The sequence below is a fragment of the Pirellulales bacterium genome (assembly GCA_019694435.1).
In the GTDB taxonomy this organism is placed as follows: Bacteria; Planctomycetota; Planctomycetia; order Pirellulales; family JAEUIK01; genus JAIBBZ01.
In genome coordinates this window covers 311,353-327,579 of sequence record JAIBBZ010000001.1, presented here as the reverse complement: position 1 = coordinate 327,579, position 16,227 = coordinate 311,353, and the positions used below count along the sequence as shown (strand labels likewise).

Below are 16,227 nucleotides of genomic sequence, written 5' to 3'. Positions count from 1 at the left end.
GCCCCCGGCCCTTCGCCGGGGGCTTTTTTTGTCGACACTTGTCGACATTCGCCAGCAACAGCGACGAGCCTATTGCTGCGCGGCGACGCGCCCGTTGAGGCGTTGCCAGTCGTCCCACGACACGACGCCCACGTCGTCGCGCGGCGGGTCGGGCAGCATGGCGATCAATTCCAGCTCGTGGCCGTCGGGGTCATCGAAGTAGATCGACAGCGCCGGCATCCAGCCAAAGACCATGGGCCGCTCGGTGCCGTCGCGGAGAAAATTGCGACAGGCAAGTCCGCGCTCGTGGAGCCAAGGTACGGCCCGGTCCCGGACCGTTTCGAGCGCGGCGCGAAACGCGAAGTGCTGGCGATGTACCTCGACGGCCGGGCGTTCCCACAGGCCGAGCATCGCCTCGCCGGGTGGCCCGACCCAGAGAAAATTGACCCGGCGGGCCGCGTCACGCAGGCCGACTTGCAGTCCGAGCAGCTCGCAGTAGAAGGCCGTCGAGCGCGCCAGGTCGGTCACGCCGATGTGCGTTTCGAACAGCCCCGCGATGACGCCCACCCGGTCTGCTGTGCCTGCCATGAGCGCCTGCTTTATTTCAGCCCCACGACGCGGCCGTCGAGCTGCCATTCGGGTTTGGCTTCGACGCCCAGATAGCCGAGCGCGGTGACGGGCGCGTCGACCAGGTAGGTTTCGCCCTCGATCCGGCCGGGCTTGGCCGCGGCGCCGTGGATGATCAGAAAGCTGTTGCGGATCTCCGGATCGTTGTGCCCGCCGCCGTGGCCGAGCCCTTTGCCACCATGGTCGCTGGTGACCAGGATGAGCCACTGTTCTTCGGCGAACTTCGGCCGCGCGTGCAGGGCGGCCAGCACCTCGCCGACGTGGATGTCGGCCTGGTGGATGGCGTCGGTGTATTCCTTGACCGTCGGGTGGAAGCCTTTCTTGTGCCCGGTCTCGTCGACCTGGCCGATGTAGTAGAAGAGCACCGTCGGATCGTTTTCGGTGAGGATCTTGCAAGCCGCGGCCGCGGCGTCCTTGTCGGCGATGACATAGTCGTTCTCCGGCGGCGTGAACTTCAGCCCGATATTGGCATCGCGGACGATGAAGTCCTGGATCGGCACCCAGGTGGCCACCGAGGCGGTAAAGGCCTCGGGCCGGACTTCTTTGAGCCGCGTGAAGAAATGTGGAAAGGCGTCGTAGTTGCGGCCGTTGAAGCTGTTGTCGTGCACGCCGTGCTTGTCGGCCCAGACGCCGCATAGGATGCTCGACCAGCCGGGACCGCTGATCGTGTCGTTCTTCTGATAGCGCTCGCCGAGAATCTGGCAGTCGGGATCGACCGCGCCCTCGGCGATCAGTCGATCGAGATTCGGCGCGTCGGCCGCTTGCAGCGCGTCGAACCGGCAACCGTCGATGCCGATGAACAGCACTTTGCGCGCGGGCGATTCGGCCGCGGCGAAGGACGGCAGCGCGCCCAGGCAAATCAGCAGCGAGAAAACGACAGCGATCGATCGGCGCATCGAAGCGGCTCCGCAGGCAGGGGAAGTCGGCACACAGCAACCACCTACCAGGGTGCGCTGCTGGCGGCCGCTTGTCGAGGCGCCCGCGCTAGAAATGCGCTAGATGTAGTACATGTTTTCGCCCTTGGCGCGGGCGCGATCGAGCAGATCGGCGAACGTCACGCCGGCCAAGAGCTGCTGTTGCACGTCGGCCGCCTCGCGCCATACGTCCATCAGCACCTGGGCGGCGCGCGACTCGGGCGAAGCGCTGCTGGTGGGCTCGCTGTCGGCCGTGCCTTCGATGACCTGCATCACCTCGGCGAGCGAGATTTCGTCGGGCGGCTTGGCGAGTTGATAGCCACCGGCGGCGCCGCGCGTGCTGGTGACGAAGCCGGCTCCCTTGAGCTGCAGCAGGATCTGCACGAGGAACCGCGAGGGGATCGCGTGGCGATCGGCGATGCGGCGAATCTGCACCGGCAGGTCGGTGCCATAGGCGGCCGCCAACTCGAGCATGGCGATGCAGGCGTACTCGGTCTTGGCGGAGATTCTCACGGTCGGGTTCCGCCTCGGGTCGGCCGTGCCTGGCGATCGGCGATGGGTCCGGGGTGCGCGGCGCGGATCAGTCGGCCGAGTGCAGACCGCATTCGGTCTTCTTGAATCCGCTCCAACGGCCGGCGCGCTCGTCTTCGCCAAATGCCACGGCCCGCGTGCAGGGCCAGCAACCAATGCTCGTGTAGCCTTGGTCGTGCAGCGGGTTGTAGGGAATGTTCTCGTCGGTGATCAGCTTCCAGACGTCTTGCTTGGTCCAGTTGGCCAAGGGGCTGATTTTGACCAGGCCGAACTTCTTGTCCCAGCCGACGATCTTCGCCTGCGCGCGGTCGGCGCTTTGATCGCGCCGGATGCCGCTCATCCAGGCGTTCAATTCGGTCGCCGCCGTGCGCAGCACGCTCAACTTGCGCTCCTGGCAGCAGCGGTCGGGTTCGTGCGGGTAGACCGGACCGCCGTTGATCGCTTCGTATTCGGCGACGGTCGTCGCGGGACGACGCAGCTCGACCTCGATGCCATAGCGCTCGGCGATGCGGTCGCGCAATTCGAGCGTCTCTGGGAACTGGTAGCCCGTGTCGAGATTGAACACGTAAACCTTGGGCTGAATCTTCGCGAGCATGTGGATGATCGCGCAGCCTTCGGGCCCGAAGGCCGTGGCCATGCCGAGCTTCGGAAAGTAGTGCTCGACGGCCCAGGCGATGATTTCTTCGGGCTGGGCGGTTTCGAGCCGGGCGCTCGACTCGGCGAAGAAGGCCAGCTCTTCCGGCGTGGCCGCGCGAACGGTCGGTGCGGACGCCGGCCCAGCGGTCGGGGACGCAGCCGTCGGGGATACAGCCGGTTCGTCCTGCGCGGGATAGACGACGCTGAGCCCCATCGCGGCCGCGCGATCGTCGATGCTCGAGGCCGTGGACTGGGTCTCTTCGCCAGCAGTGCCGCGTGTCATGGATGCAGGTCTCGCCGCGTGATGCATAAGGCTCGGGGCTGCTCGCGCCCCCTCCCAATCCAGAAAGGCGACGTGCCGTGAAATATTACTAAGTTGGTCATCTAGGTCAAGTATAGCGTCGACTAGCAGTTTCATCGTCCAGTCGCGGCTCGCCGATTGAGCCATTACCTGTTTTGACGCCGCACCGATTCGGGCCAAACCGCGGTCGATCGAGCGTAAGTCATTGGCCAGCAATAGCTTGACGATGGGTTGTCGAGCCATCACGATTGACTCCCTGGCGAACTGCTCCGCACGGCAGGGTGAACAACATGGCTCATCAGGTGTATTTGGCCGTTGATCTGGGGGCGTCGAGCGGACGCGTCTTGGCAGGTGTTTTTGACGGTCAGCGACTGCGCCTCGAAGAGGTCCACCGGTTCGAGAATGGGCCCGTCCAAGTTGGCGGCACGCTGCATTGGGACGTGCTCCGACTATGGCAAGAGATCCAGGCGGGGCTGCGGCAGGCGGCCACACAGTACCGCGGTCAAATCGTCTCGGTGGGCGTCGACACCTGGGGTGTCGATTTCGCGCTGCTGGGCCGGGGCGACGTGCTCCTGGGCAATCCGGTGCACTACCGCGACCGCCGCACCGACGGGGTGATGGAGCGGGCGTTTCGACGCGTACCGCGCAGCGAGATCTTCGCCGCGACCGGTTTGCAGTTCATGCAGTTCAACACGCTGTTCCAACTGATCGCGATGACCGAGCAGAACTCGCCGCTGCTGGAGGTGGCCGAGTCGTTGTTGTTGATGCCCGACATGTTTCATTGGCTACTCACCGGTCGCAAGGCCAACGAGTTGACGAACGCCACGACGACGCAGTTCTACAACCCGATCACGGGGCGCTGGGCGACCGAGCTGTTCGAGCGTTTCGAGTTGCCCCAGCGGCTACTCGGCGAGTTGGTTCAGCCCGGTACGCGGCTGGGCAAGCTTGCCGGGCACGTGGCCGCGGCCACGGACCTGCCGAACGTGGAGGTGGTTTTGCCGGGCACGCACGACACGGCCAGCGCCGTGATGGCCGTACCCGCCGCCGACCCGACCGCCGAGCGACCGACGTGGGCCTATATCAGCTCGGGCACCTGGGCCTTGGCCGGGGTGGAGACGCCGCGCGCGGTGGTGAACGACGCGTGCGCAGCCATGAACTTCACGAACGAAGGCGGCGTCGGCGGGACAAATCGCCTGCTCAAAAACATCACGGGACTGTGGCTGGTGCAGGAATGTCGGCGCGCGTGGGCCCAGGCCGGGACGAGCTACGAATGGGGCGCACTGGTCAAGATGGCCGCTGCCGCGCCGCCGCGCGTGTCGCTGGTCGATCCCGACGCGCCCGATTTTCTCGCTCCCCGCGATATGCCGCAGGCGATTGCCGAGTATTGCCGGCGCACGGGACAAACGGTGCCCGACGGGCCAGGCGCGATGATCCGCTGCGCGTTGGAGAGCATTGCGCTCAAGTCGCGCCGAGTGCTCGAACAGGCCACCCAACTGAGTGGCGCGCAACTTGCCGTGATTCACATCGTCGGCGGCGGCGTGCAGAATCGCGAGCTGTGCCAGGCCACGGCCGATGCGTGCGGGCGGCGCGTCCTGGCCGGGCCGGTCGAGGCGACGGCGACGGGCAACGTGCTCGTCCAGGCCATGGCCGCCGGCGCGGTCGGCTCGATCGCCGAGGCCCGCGACGTCGTACGCCGCTCGTTCGCTCCGGAAGAATACTCGCCGCGCCAGTCAGCAGCCTGGGACGAAGCCTACGGGCGATTTGAGCAGTTGTTGCCCTAGGTGTCCCGTGCGCTAGGTCTACACAAGGAGTGGGTGACGTGATCGTCGGCGTGCCGAAGGAAATCAAGCGGGACGAATATCGCGTCGGCATGTTGCCGGTCGGCGTCGAAGAGCTGTGCCGGGCGGGCCACGAGGTGCTCGTCCAGTGCGGCGCGGGGCTGGGTTCCGGCTTGTCCGACGCGGCCTACGAAGCGCAAGGCGCCGTCCTCGTGGCGACGGCCGACGAGATTTATGGCCGGGCCGAACTGATCGTGAAGGTCAAAGAGCCGCTGGCGGCCGAATGGCCGCTGTTGCGTCGCGGGCAGACGGTGTTCACTTATTTTCATTTTGCCGCCGACCGGCAATTGACCGAGGAGGTGTTGCGCACCGGCGCTACGGCCGTGGCCTACGAGACCTTGCGCGACGAGAACGGCCGGTTGCCACTGCTGACGCCGATGAGCGAAGTGGCGGGACGCATGAGCATTCAGGAGGGGGCTAAATTCCTCGAGCGTCCGCAGATGGGACGCGGCATTTTGCTCGGCGGCGTCCCGGGCGTGGCGCCTGCCCACATCGTGGTGCTCGGCGGCGGCGTGGTGGGCGCGAACGCGGCCAAGGTGGCCGCGGGCTTCGGCGCAGCGGTACGAATTCTCGATATCAACATGGATCGGCTGCGATATCTCGACGACACGATGCCGCCGAACGTCGATACGTTGTTCAGCGATCGGCATACGATCCGCGAACAGTTGCAGTTGGCCGATCTGGTGATCGGCGCGGTGCTGATTCCGGGAGCGAAGGCGCCGCGGCTGGTCGAACGCGAGCATCTCGCGCTGATGAAGCCCGGCGCGGTCATCATCGACGTGGCCATCGATCAGGGCGGCTGCGTCGAAACCAGCCGGCCGACGACGCACAGCGAGCCGACATACGTCGTCGACCAGGTTGTGCACTACTGCGTGACGAACATGCCCGGCGCGGTAGGACGAACGAGCACCTATGCCTTGTGCAACGTGACGCTGCCGTGGGCCCTGCGGATTGCCGCTGCGGGCATCACGGCTGCGGCCCAGCGCTCGAAGCCGCTGGCCCGGGCCATCAATCTGTACCAGGGGCGCGTGACCAATCGCGCGGTGGCTGAGACGTTCGGGCTGGATTTTGATCCGAGCTTCGACGTGTAGCGCGCGGGCCGGATTAGCGCGGCGGTCGTGGTGGGGTGCTCAGGTCGAGGAAACTGGCCCCGTCGATGTCGACCTTGTTCGTCGACGGCTGAAAGCGGATTTGTGCGGCCGTCAGGTGCTGAGGCGGAGCCCCGGGCTGGCGCTGCACGTTCAATTCGGCCAGTTGCCGTCCCGAGCCGGCCAGGACGAGGATGTCCTTGGCCTCGACGTAGGCCAGGCGTTGGCCGCGGGCGGTGAACTGCTGCCCCTCGACGAACGGATTGCCCGTGGCCTCGAGCTCGAACGAGCGCTCACCGCCGGTCGGCGAATCTACTTGCGTGGCGGTGAGTTGCTGGCAGTTGAGCAGAATGTCGCGCGGGCGGAGCGGGCCGGGGTTGTCTGGATCGAGCGATTCGTCCCAGCGTGCGACGGGTCCGTAGGCGACGCGCACCTGTTCGTGAAAGGTCGTGGTGCGGCGCTGCAAGTTGCCGGTCATTTTGCCCTGGAAGCGCACGCCGAGGTAACTCAGGCCCGCGCTGCCGGGAGGAGCGCCCGGCGGCGGTCCGAGAATGGGCAAGCCATTGGCGCCGGGCAACCGCGCCGCGGCGTCGTCACCGCCGAGCCGCACGACGGACAGGCCGCCGGGGCCGGCGCCTTGAAGTTCGCCGGTGCGTTGCTCGAGGTGCAAATCGACCAGCGAGAGCTTGGCGATCGACGTGGGTTGGTTGCCGTTGAAGGTGCGGTTCTCCATTTCGACGCCGCCGGCGCACTGGAGCCAGTCGAGATTGGGCCGACTGCTGCCGGGGTTCTCGAAATCGAGCGGGGCGTCGAGATGCACGCGCAAGTTGGCCGTGCGCAGGGTTTGTCCGGAAAGTTGCGCGATCACGTCGCGCTCGAACTGCGCTTCTTGACCGTTGAAGTCCATGCGCCCAGCCCAGAGCAGATCGAGCATCTGCTGGACTGCGGCCGGTTGGCCTTGCAGATCGCGATCGACGGGCAGCACCATGTGGCCGGCGCCGTCGACCCAGAGATGATCGCTCTGTTGCTCGAGATGAATCTGCGCGCCGTCGAGCACGAGTCCACGGGCTTTCACGTGGGCCGGTTCGCCGGTGATCGTCACATGACCGTGGGCCGGGTCGGACTGGTCGACATGCAGATGATTCGCTTCGATCAGCACGGGAGGCTGAGTCGTGTCGCGCCGGTCGATCTCGTCGAGGCGCACATTGCCGGCCAATACGAGATTGGAGAGTTGAGTCTGGGTGCCGCGCACCAGGACCTTGGCTTTCAGGGTATCGCCGCGGACCTGTAAGCGCGACGCAGGAGCGTCCGTGGCAGGGTTCGTCGCGGCCTGATCGCGCGCCGTGGAAGCGGCTTGCGGCGGGTTGCCGGCGCCCTGCACCGGGCCGGTGGGTAGCGCGGCAATCGGCCCCAGCGCGGGACCACCCTCGGGCAGCGCCGGCGCAGTGACGGGCAGGTTTTCGAACCAGAGCTCTAGGAGATTGGCATGTGTGACCAGCCGGGGCGATTCGACGTGCACGTTGTTCGTGGCCCGCAGCTTGTCGGGCACCAGGCGCAGCGCGGGCGAGTTCGGCGAAACGGGCGGCGTCGGCAGCGGTGCCCCGGTGGCCGCGGCAATTTGCATGGTGGCCGCGACTTGCGCGGCGGGGGAATACTCGGGAGGCGCTTCGAGCAGCCAGGCATGAATCTCGCCCGCGTCGAGCGAACCGAGACCGACGGCCGCCAGATGTGCTTCTCCCCGGACCGACAGGACATAAGCGGCGGGGTTCTGCTGATCGGGCCGGAGCCGCAGGTCCTGGGTCCAATGGGCCTCGACCTGCTGGGCTTGTTCGCCCGGCAGCACGCCGCGCAGCCAGCCGGCGCGGTTGGCCACGAACGACCCGATCCGGCGATTGGGTTCGGGCCAATAATAGATCTGCGGGGCGTGAATCTCGTGCCGTTGGTATTGGATCGAGGCGGTCTTTTGCGAGCTGACGCCGACGGCGCCGGTGAGGAAGTCGTATTCCAGTTTCTGGCCGAAGGCGACGACTTCGGAATTGGGCGACCGCAGCTCGACCTCGTCGCCGCGGGCCTCGAGGCGCTTGGGCTGCAACTTCGGAAGCTTGAACCCTCCGGAGGGGACGGGAATGCTGCCGTCGGGATTGGGCTTGAGCATCAACTCCAAGAGCAGCAGGTCGCAGCGCAGCTCGTCGGGCGCGCCGACCGGATTGACGCGCGTCACTTCGACGCGCTGCTGAAACGACAAGGCATACCGCAGGGCGTCGTATTCGAGCGGTCCCACGCAGCGGATGCGCAGCGGCGCGAGCTGGCGCTCGCCGGTCGGCTGGGGGGCGGATCCGCGATCGGCCGGCAGCGCGCTGCCGGTGTCGATGAGCAGTTCGAGGGTGATATCGCGGAGGATACTCAGACTCTTGATGCCGCTGACCGACTGCTTGTGCGCGGTGGCCGAAGGTACGGTAGAGACGAATTCGATCCGCAGGCCGACACCCTGGCCGGCGTTGCCTCCCTGGCGAAAGACGATCGGCTGCGGCGTGGTGCCGTCGACCTCGTTGATCATCAAGTCGCTGGTTTCGATGTACAGATCGTCCTCGGGTCCAGGTTCGCGACCGGCGCTGCGCAGCGTGAGCGGGCCAGCCAGCTCCGAGGCGATCAGCCGGCCGAAGCTCGTCTTGCGCAAATCGAGCGGCTTGTCGAACCGCAGCTTGGCGCCTTGCGGGGCCTCGAGCACCATGGCCCGCTGCCGGCGCTCGTCGTCGGTCAGCTCGGCGTCGTTGGGCACGAAGATCATCGTGCAGGGGTTGATGCTGATCCGCCCGTCGGGCAGATTCTCGTATTCGCGAAAGATCAGCTTGGCACGGTCGGTTTCGAGCACGAACGGCGCTTCGAGCTGCCAGGCCCCCTCGGGGAACAAGGCGCTTAGACCTTTGCGCTGGCGGGCGCGCACCTTCTCGTGCCACTTCGGATCGGACACGTGATGCGTGGTGGCGCGGCGCTCGGCCGGCGGCTCGATCAACGGTACGGCCAGCAGCCGATAGGTGCCCAACGCCATCAGCATCAGGAACAGCGTGAACAGCGATCTGGTCAGCTTGTTCAGCATGGGGCCCGGGGGGCAGTGACTGCGGGGGAACGCGCTGCGCGGCGGTCGGCTGGAATTCAGGGGGTGTCGAACTTCTGGATCAGCTCGGGCCAGCGTTTCTGGGCTTTGAGGATCCGTTCGACGAGCTCGCGCACGGCGCCGGCACCGCCGCGCAACGTCGTGACATAGTGGGCGGCGGCGCGCAGCTCGTCGCAGGCATCGGCCACGGCGACGCCGAGACCGACGTGGCGCACGACCGGTAAATCGGGCAGGTCGTCGCCGATGTAGGCCACTTGCGCGGGAGCGAGGCCCAACGATTGCAGCACCTCGCGCACGACGGGCAGCTTGTCCTCGGCGCCTTGGCGCACCAGGTCGATGCCCAGCTCGGCGGCGCGAATCTTGACGATGTGCGAACTGCGGCCGGTGATCAGGCCGATCCGGTAGCCGGCGCGCTGCCAGAGCCGCATGCCGAGGCCGTCGCGGATGTGAAACCGCTTGATCTCGATGCCCTGGTTGTCGAACACGACGCCGCCATCGGTCAGCACGCCGTCGACGTCGGCCAGCAGCAACTCGATCGACTGGCAGCGTTGATCCAGATTCATGCGTTCCTCGCGCGGCCGTGCTCGACCGCAGACTGATTCGCTGGGCCGGCGATCGTCAGCCGGGGGCATCGGGCAGTAACCCGACGACGTCGGTGACGTCGATCAGGCCGAGCGGTTCGCCGCCCGGTGCTACGACCGGCAGCTCGCTGAACTTGCGCTCTTTGAGGATTTCGACGGCGTCGTTCATCGCCGCGCCGCTCGGTACGGTGCACGGACGGGCGGTCATCACCTCGCCGATCGGCCCGTCGAGCAGGCTATCGCGCCGGGCCTCGAACAGCCGGGCCAGATCGCTATCGGTGAACAGCCCGCTGAGCCGGCCGCCTTCGTCGACGCAGAGGATCGCGCCGCTGCGCCGGCCGGTACAGCTCGTCTCGACCAGCACCTGGCGCACGCTGGTCGTGTCGCGGGCCAGGCGGCACTCGCGCGCGGGCCGCATGTAGTCGTCGACCTTGCTCAGCTTGCGTCCCAGGCTGCCGCCGGGATGAAACCGCGCGAAGTCGTTCGGTCCAAAGCCGCGAGCGCGGCTGGTGACCAGCGCCAGCGCATCGCCCAGGGCGAGCATGGCCGTCGTGCTCGTGCTGGGGGCCAGGCCCCAGGGGCAGGCCTCTTGCAGCGGCCCCAAATTGAGCACGACCGTCGCGGCCCGGGCCAGCGTGCTGGTGGGCCGGCCGGTGACGGCGACCAGGCAAACGTTCAACTGGCCCAGGGCGGGCAGCAACTGCAGCACCTCTTGGCTCTCGCCGCTGTTGGACAAGGCCAAGACCAGATCGTCGCTGTGGACGCGCCCCAGGTCGCCGTGGACGGCCTCGCTGGGATGCAGAAAGTGGCTGCGGCTGCCGGTCGACGCGAGTGTGGCGGCGATCTTCGCACCGATCAATCCGGCCTTGCCGATGCCGGTCACGATCACCGACCCCCGGCAGTCGAGCAACAGCTCGACGGCACGGCAGAACTCCATGTCGAGTCGGCGGGTGAGTTGTTCGAGGGCCTGGGCCTCGAGGCGGATGATTTCCTGCGCGTAGCGTAGCTGCTCGAAGGCACCCAACCGCTGGCGCGGGGCAGACCGTGCGTGGCTCATGTGCGTCGTCTTCCGTGACAGGCGCGCGCCGCAAGCGGCGCAAGGCGAGGGCGGGATTCTAGCGAGGGCCCCCCGGCGCGACAATGTAAGCCGAGGTGCTGGCACCCCTTGCGCGGGCGCCCCTGACCAGGGGCCGGAATTTTTGCTAGATTGCCTAGGTCCGCGAAGACCACCCCCCATGCCCCAGCGAGCCGCGGCCTTCGAGGCCGGCGCGGTGGAAGGAAACCTGCCATGATCGTGACCACTAAAGAACTGTTCGAACTGGCTTACGGAAAATACGCCGTCGGCGCATACAACATCAACAATCTCGAGCAGACGGTTGGGCTGTTCCGCGGCAACCTGGGGATCAAGGACTCGAACGAGGAAAAGCTCGACCCGGCCCGCAGCGCGCCGTTCATCATCCAGATTTCGCGCGGGGCTCGAACCTATACCGACAAGCGGTTTCTCGAAGCGATGATTCGCGCGGCGGAAGAAGTCTTTCCCGAAGCGATCTTCGCCGTCCACCTCGATCACGGAACCGAAGAGGCGTGCTACGACTGCATCGATAGCGGGTTCTATTCATCGGTGATGATCGACGCCTCGCACGACCCGTTCGACAAGAACATCGAGATCACGCGGCGCGTGGTCGATCGGGCCCACGCCAAGGGCATCTCGGTCGAGGCCGAGCTGGGCATGCTGGGCGGCGTCGAAGAAGACATTGCCGTCGACGAATCGAACGCCTGCCTGACCGACCCGGACCAGGCGGCCGAGTTCGTCGAGCGCAGCGGCTGCGATTCGCTGGCCGTGGCGATCGGCACCTCGCACGGCGCCTACAAATTCAAAGGCTCGCAAGGTCTGCACTTCAACCGGATCGAAGCGATCAAGCAGCGGCTGCCGGGCTATCCGCTGGTCATGCACGGCTCGTCGAGCGTGCCCAAGGAGTGGGTCGATCGCATCAATCAGGCCGGCGGCAAGCTGCCCGACACCAGCGGCGTGCGAGAGTCGGATTATCTGCCCGCCGCAAAACTCGGCGTGACGAAGGTGAACATCGACACCGATGGCCGCCTCGTATGGTGCGCGGTCTATCGCGAGACGTTCCGCGACAAGCCGGGCGATTTCGATCCGCGGACGCCGGGCAAACCGTTCATGGCTGCGTATGCCGACTACATCCGGCACAAGAACCAGATGCTCGGCTCGGCTGGGCAGTTGGAAAAAGTACGCGCGGCGCTGGCCGTGAAGGCCTAGCCGCCGGCACGCCGGTGTGGGGCGCGACTTAGGCCTCTTCCGCCGGGGCGAGGCAGCCTTCGTCGTCGTAGGTCGGCGCATTGACCCGGCGGCTCACAGGACGCGTCTCGAGCAGGGCGTTGGGTCGCGCGGCCAGCAGCGGCATCAGCCGCTGGGGATCGCGCAGCTGCGGATCGAGCCAGGCCGCGTAGTCGGCCGGGTCCAGGATCACCGGCATGCGCTCGTGCAATCCGCGCAGGCGCGAATTCGCTTCCGTGGTGACGATCGTACAAGTCTCCAGCGGCGGATCGCTGCCGCGCCACGCTTCCCACAGGCCGGCAAAGGCGAATGGCTCGTCGTCGGGCAGGTGGATGAACTGCGGCTGCTTCTGCTTGTCGACCTTGAGCCACTCGTAGAACCCGTCGGCAGGGATCAAGCAGCGACGTTCCTTGAAGGCGGCCCGGAACGAGGGCTTCTCGGCCAGCGTCTCGCCGCGGGCATTGATCATGCGGCTGCCGATCGTGGGATCTTGCGACCACGAGGGGACCAGACCCCAGCGCAATTCGACGAGCTCGCGGTGCCCGTCGGGGGCGAGCCGCACGATGGCAACGTCCTGCGTGGGCGCGATGTTGTAGCGCGGCCGCAGGGCAGGCGGCTCATCGATGCCGAAATGGATCGCGAGTTGCCGGGGAGGTTGCCGCAGCGTGAATCTTCCGCACATGGCCGACGGCTCCTGCGCCCCAGGGGAGGGATGTTTCGCTCGTAACGGCTGAAACAACTATACGAAACACGAGTTCTCCAGCATGCGGCGGCGATTTCTGAAAACCAAATACGCAGGTGGCGAGTGGTAAATGACGCTGACCTAGACTGCGTTACCAGCTTGTCATGCCTCACTAGGGCGCAGAGGGGCGGCGGATGTACAGATTTCTCCCAGCATTGTTCGGCGCGGAAGGTTCCTGGCTGCCGGGTGAGGCGAGAGCCTGGTCGCGAGCGTTAGGCTCGATCGACCATACCGCCGACATGATCATCGCCGCCAGCTATCTGTCGATTGCGGTCGTGCTGTTCTGGGCGCTGCGTCGCCGCGACGTCCCTTTTCCGGGGGCATTCTGGCGGTTCGCCGTGTTTGCGCTTTGCTGCACCGCGCTCCATGCGTCGGCGGTGTTCGTGCTTCGGCCGCCGCTGGATCAACTGGCCGGATTGATCAAGCCGTTGACGGCCGTCGTGGCCGGCGTGTTGGCTTGGACCATGATTCGGCTGTTTCCGGAAATCTTGTACTTGCCGCAGTTGATGCAGCTCAACGAAAGCATGGCCGGCGAGATTGCCGAGCGCAAGTGGTTGGAAAGCGAGCTCCGCGAACATGCTGCCAACCTGGCATATTTGAACGTCGAACTGGAAGTGGCCAAGGCCACGTGCGAAGCGGCCAGCCAAAGCAAGAGCGAGTTCCTGGCCAACATGAGCCACGAGCTGCGCACGCCGATGACGGCCATCCTGGGCTTCACCGACGTGTTGTTGGGCAACCTCGATCAGGAAGAAGATCTCGAGGCCTGCCGTACGATTCGCCGCAACGGCGAACACTTGCTCGTGCTGCTGAACGACATTCTCGACCTGTCCAAGATCGAAGCCGGACGGATGCAGGTCGAAGAGCTCAATTGCTCGCCGCAGGAAGTGCTAGACGACGTCATCAAGTTGATGCGCGTCCGCACCGACGCTAAGGGGCTGAGCCTGGGAATCCGCTACGAAGGCCCCATTCCGGAGCGGATCGTCACCGATCCCACGCGGTGGCGGCAGATCCTCGTCAACCTGGTGGGCAATGCGGTGAAGTTCACCGAGGTGGGCGGTATCAGCCTGGTCGTCCGGCTGAACGACGCCGCCGGGCCGCTCCCGATGTTGAGCGTCGACATCATCGATACCGGTATCGGCATCAGCGACGAGAAGATCGGGCAGTTGTTCCAACCGTTCACGCAGGCTGACGCCAGCACGTCGCGGCGATTCGGTGGGACCGGGTTGGGCCTGACGATCAGCCGCCGGCTGGCCGAATTGCTGGGCGGCTCGATCGAGGTCACGAGCACGGCCCATGTCGGCAGTTGCTTCACGGTGTCGATCAGCACCGGCTCGCTGCAGGGCGTGGCCCTGGTCGATCCGCACCAGGCCCTCGCGCCGGCGATCGTGAGCCAATTGCCCTTGCCGGCGGTGGAATTGCCGGTGCGCGTGCTGCTGGTCGAAGACGGTCCGGACAATCAACGTTTGATCTCGTTTCTGCTCAAGAAGGCTGGCGCCGAGGTCAAGCTGGCCGGCAACGGTGAGCAAGGCGTCGAACTGGCCATGGCCAGCCAAGAGGGTTGGGGAAACCAGGCCGAGAACGAGGATGCCGCGTACGACATTGTCCTGATGGATATGCAGATGCCCATCATGGACGGCTACCAGGCCACGGCCGAGCTGCGCCGCCTGGGGTACGCGGGCCCGATCATCGCGCTGACCGCGCATGCAATGTCGCACGATCGCCAGCGCTGCCTCGACGTCGGCTGCGACGACTATCTGACGAAGCCGATCGACCGGCAGGCGTTGCTCGAGATGGTGGCGCGGTACGCGGCGCCGGCCATCACGCAACGCCAGGCCCAAGTCGCGCATTCCGGCAGCGACGCGACGCAGCCGTAGTCTCCAACGCGAGCTCTCGCGTTCAGGGCGCGTTCGGCCGCCGTCGATAGATGGTCAGCCCCTCGCGATTCATGTTCATGCGCAGCACGGCCCCTTCGTCGGCCCAGCGGATCAGCGGCACCTGATACTGCATGTCGACGGTGCCGAAAATCTCGTAGTTCTCCGCATACTCGCCCCACCACTGAAAAATGCGTTGATGCGAGCCCGCCACCGGTACCCAGGTGACGTTCTGGTTGCTGAACACGACGAACTTCGGCCGGGCTTTCTCGATATCGGCGATCACCTGCTCTTGCATCTGCAGGGCGTACGGGTGCGGCTCCATCAACGGGTACATGTAGATGTGACCCGTTGCCGAGCGCCGCTGGCTGTAGAACAAGATCTGCGGCTCGGACGCGAGGATCGCCACCTTGTCTTGCGGCGAGGTGTAACGGGCAATCTTCGCGGCGATCGGCAGTGACTCGACGAACGGGTTACGAAAGTACGTGTGCCGGCTCAACTGCGCGTCGGTCTGGGGCCAGTAGTAATAGCCCAATTGGCCCACGGGAAAGACAAACGCCGCCAACGCCAATTGCGCGGTCAATTGCCATTCGACGTGCGTGTTGTCCGTCAGCAGCCGCGCGACGAACCGCAAGGTGATGCCGATCAGCACCGCCGCCACGGGGATCAACAGAAGGAAATAGTGCGTGCGAAAATAGAAACCCAGCGAAACACCAACCAGCGACGCGATTGTCCAAGGCACCAGCAGCACCAGCCGCCGACGGCTGTCGGGCAGCAGCGGTGCGACGAGCAGCCCCGCGCCGGCGAGCAGCCAGAGCAGGCCCATGCTCGCGAACTTCCACTGGTAAGGGACGTAAGCGCGTACGTTTCGCTCGATCGCCGCGCGCGGCAGCATGGTGACGTACTCGCGGGCATAGGTGAGCGTCCAAAAGACGAAGTCGTCGTAGTTGCCCAGCGCGTACATCGTGGCGAATACGATCGCCATCGGCGTCGCGAGCCCCACGGCAAACCAGCCGCAGTGGGCCAGCCAGGAGCCCCAGGCACGCCGGGTCAGGAGCAATTGGTCGAGCACGAGCCATCCGCCGGCGCCCAACGCAAAGACCGACCCGTGCTGCTTGATCACCGGGCCGAGGCCGATCAGCACTCCGCCGAGGAAGAAGGCGTACCAGCGCGGGTGCTGGAGGCCGAGGAGCAACACGTAGATTCCCGCCAGCACCGGCAGTACGACGAAGTTCTCGGATTGTGCAGCCAGCGGGTCCACCGACGGCGAGAGCGAGAACAGGGCAAAGGCCGTGGCCGCGGTCGCCCCGACCATGGGATCGAACAGCCGGGCGGCCAGGGCGAAGAGCATCAGGATGGTCAGCGCGTTGACGATCAGGTGCCCCAGGTGCACGCCTGCGCAGGTCTGGCCGAAGAGCGCCTCGCTGGCCGCATAGACCACGTAGATGCCGGGCATCTTCATGGCGTAGAGCGAGCGATAGGGCAGGTCGCCGCCGAGGATCAACTGGCCGCCATAGGCGAACTCGCCCTCGTCGCGGTCGAGTGGCACGTCGAGAAACTTGATCCGCAGCGGAACGACGAAGGCCAACGCCAGCGCGACCATCAGCCAGGGCAGCCAGCGCACGACCCGCGGCGGCGACGCGGCAACGGGGGGCACGCCGGGCGCGGATTCCTGGTCGATCGCGGTTTCGACGTCGCTCATGGG

13 protein-coding genes are annotated in these 16,227 nt (G+C 66.0%); 4 read left to right on the top strand and 9 right to left on the bottom strand.

All coding sequences use genetic code 11. From position 1 onward, the window contains the following. Window positions 1-69 precede the first annotated feature (69 nt). From K1X74_01275 to K1X74_01260, 4 genes are all read right to left on the bottom strand, one after another. Window positions 70-567, bottom strand: coding sequence for a VOC family protein (locus tag K1X74_01275; protein MBX7164954.1), 498 nt, complete (start codon window positions 565-567; stop codon window positions 70-72). A gap of 11 nt (window positions 568-578) precedes the next feature. Continuing rightward, on the bottom strand, window positions 579-1,502 hold the full coding sequence (locus K1X74_01270; GenBank protein ID MBX7164953.1) for an alkaline phosphatase family protein: 924 nt from the start codon (window positions 1,500-1,502) through the stop codon (window positions 579-581). Between the two features lie 99 nt (window positions 1,503-1,601). Further along, window positions 1,602-2,033, bottom strand: coding sequence for an Rrf2 family transcriptional regulator (locus K1X74_01265; protein ID MBX7164952.1), 432 nt, complete (start codon window positions 2,031-2,033; stop codon window positions 1,602-1,604). Between the two features lie 67 nt (window positions 2,034-2,100). Then, window positions 2,101-2,970, bottom strand: coding sequence for a phosphoadenylyl-sulfate reductase (locus K1X74_01260; protein MBX7164951.1), 870 nt, complete (start codon window positions 2,968-2,970; stop codon window positions 2,101-2,103). A gap of 308 nt (window positions 2,971-3,278) precedes the next feature. On the opposite strand from K1X74_01260, the gene K1X74_01255 reads away from it, so the two are divergent. Beyond that, window positions 3,279-4,769, top strand: coding sequence for a rhamnulokinase (locus K1X74_01255; protein ID MBX7164950.1), 1,491 nt, complete (start codon window positions 3,279-3,281; stop codon window positions 4,767-4,769). Window positions 4,770-4,807: 38 nt separating this feature from the next. After that, window positions 4,808-5,917: an alanine dehydrogenase gene (gene ald / locus K1X74_01250; protein ID MBX7164949.1), complete on the top strand. Its 1,110-nt coding sequence runs from the start codon at window positions 4,808-4,810 to the stop codon at window positions 5,915-5,917. A gap of 13 nt (window positions 5,918-5,930) precedes the next feature. Here the strand turns inward: ald and K1X74_01245 are convergent, their stop codons facing one another. The 3 genes from K1X74_01245 to K1X74_01235 are packed head-to-tail and all read right to left on the bottom strand — an operon-like array spanning window position 5,931 to window position 10,667. After that, complete coding sequence (locus K1X74_01245; protein ID MBX7164948.1) at window positions 5,931-9,011, bottom strand: hypothetical protein; 3,081 nt, start codon at window positions 9,009-9,011, stop codon at window positions 5,931-5,933. Between the two features lie 56 nt (window positions 9,012-9,067). Further along, complete coding sequence (locus tag K1X74_01240) at window positions 9,068-9,592, bottom strand: HAD hydrolase family protein (protein ID MBX7164947.1); 525 nt, start codon at window positions 9,590-9,592, stop codon at window positions 9,068-9,070. 55 nt (window positions 9,593-9,647) lie between these two features. Beyond that, window positions 9,648-10,667 carry a KpsF/GutQ family sugar-phosphate isomerase gene (locus tag K1X74_01235; GenBank protein MBX7164946.1) on the bottom strand — a complete coding sequence of 340 codons (1,020 nt, stop codon included), beginning with the start codon at window positions 10,665-10,667 and terminating at the stop codon, window positions 9,648-9,650. A gap of 231 nt (window positions 10,668-10,898) precedes the next feature. Between K1X74_01235 and K1X74_01230 the strand changes: the two genes are divergently transcribed. Further along, complete coding sequence (locus K1X74_01230) at window positions 10,899-11,891, top strand: class II fructose-bisphosphate aldolase (protein ID MBX7164945.1); 993 nt, start codon at window positions 10,899-10,901, stop codon at window positions 11,889-11,891. Window positions 11,892-11,919: 28 nt separating this feature from the next. Here the strand turns inward: K1X74_01230 and K1X74_01225 are convergent, their stop codons facing one another. Continuing rightward, the gene (locus tag K1X74_01225) at window positions 11,920-12,591 is read right to left on the bottom strand and encodes an SOS response-associated peptidase (GenBank protein ID MBX7164944.1); all 672 of its coding nucleotides are present in this window, start codon (window positions 12,589-12,591) and stop codon (window positions 11,920-11,922) included. Between the two features lie 194 nt (window positions 12,592-12,785). On the opposite strand from K1X74_01225, the gene K1X74_01220 reads away from it, so the two are divergent. Further along, window positions 12,786-14,525: a response regulator gene (locus tag K1X74_01220; GenBank protein MBX7164943.1), complete on the top strand. Its 1,740-nt coding sequence runs from the start codon at window positions 12,786-12,788 to the stop codon at window positions 14,523-14,525. A 22-nt stretch (window positions 14,526-14,547) separates the two neighbouring features. Here the strand turns inward: K1X74_01220 and K1X74_01215 are convergent, their stop codons facing one another. Next, window positions 14,548-16,224: a glycosyltransferase family 39 protein gene (locus tag K1X74_01215; protein MBX7164942.1), complete on the bottom strand. Its 1,677-nt coding sequence runs from the start codon at window positions 16,222-16,224 to the stop codon at window positions 14,548-14,550. Window positions 16,225-16,227: the final 3 nt, after the last annotated feature.

Coding starts and splice junctions, on each gene's coding strand:
- K1X74_01255 (MBX7164950.1), top strand. CDS start 3,279: ATGGCTCATCAGGTGTATTTGGCCGTTGATCTGGGGGCGTCGAGCGGA.
- K1X74_01230 (MBX7164945.1), top strand. CDS start 10,899: ATGATCGTGACCACTAAAGAACTGTTCGAACTGGCTTACGGAAAATAC.
- K1X74_01270 (MBX7164953.1), bottom strand. CDS start 1,502: ATGCGCCGATCGATCGCTGTCGTTTTCTCGCTGCTGATTTGCCTGGGC.
- K1X74_01225 (MBX7164944.1), bottom strand. CDS start 12,591: ATGTGCGGAAGATTCACGCTGCGGCAACCTCCCCGGCAACTCGCGATC.
- K1X74_01245 (MBX7164948.1), bottom strand. CDS start 9,011: ATGCTGAACAAGCTGACCAGATCGCTGTTCACGCTGTTCCTGATGCTG.
- K1X74_01260 (MBX7164951.1), bottom strand. CDS start 2,970: ATGACACGCGGCACTGCTGGCGAAGAGACCCAGTCCACGGCCTCGAGC.
- K1X74_01215 (MBX7164942.1), bottom strand. CDS start 16,224: ATGAGCGACGTCGAAACCGCGATCGACCAGGAATCCGCGCCCGGCGTG.
- K1X74_01220 (MBX7164943.1), top strand. CDS start 12,786: ATGTACAGATTTCTCCCAGCATTGTTCGGCGCGGAAGGTTCCTGGCTG.
- K1X74_01275 (MBX7164954.1), bottom strand. CDS start 567: ATGGCAGGCACAGCAGACCGGGTGGGCGTCATCGCGGGGCTGTTCGAA.
- K1X74_01235 (MBX7164946.1), bottom strand. CDS start 10,667: ATGAGCCACGCACGGTCTGCCCCGCGCCAGCGGTTGGGTGCCTTCGAG.
- K1X74_01240 (MBX7164947.1), bottom strand. CDS start 9,592: ATGAATCTGGATCAACGCTGCCAGTCGATCGAGTTGCTGCTGGCCGAC.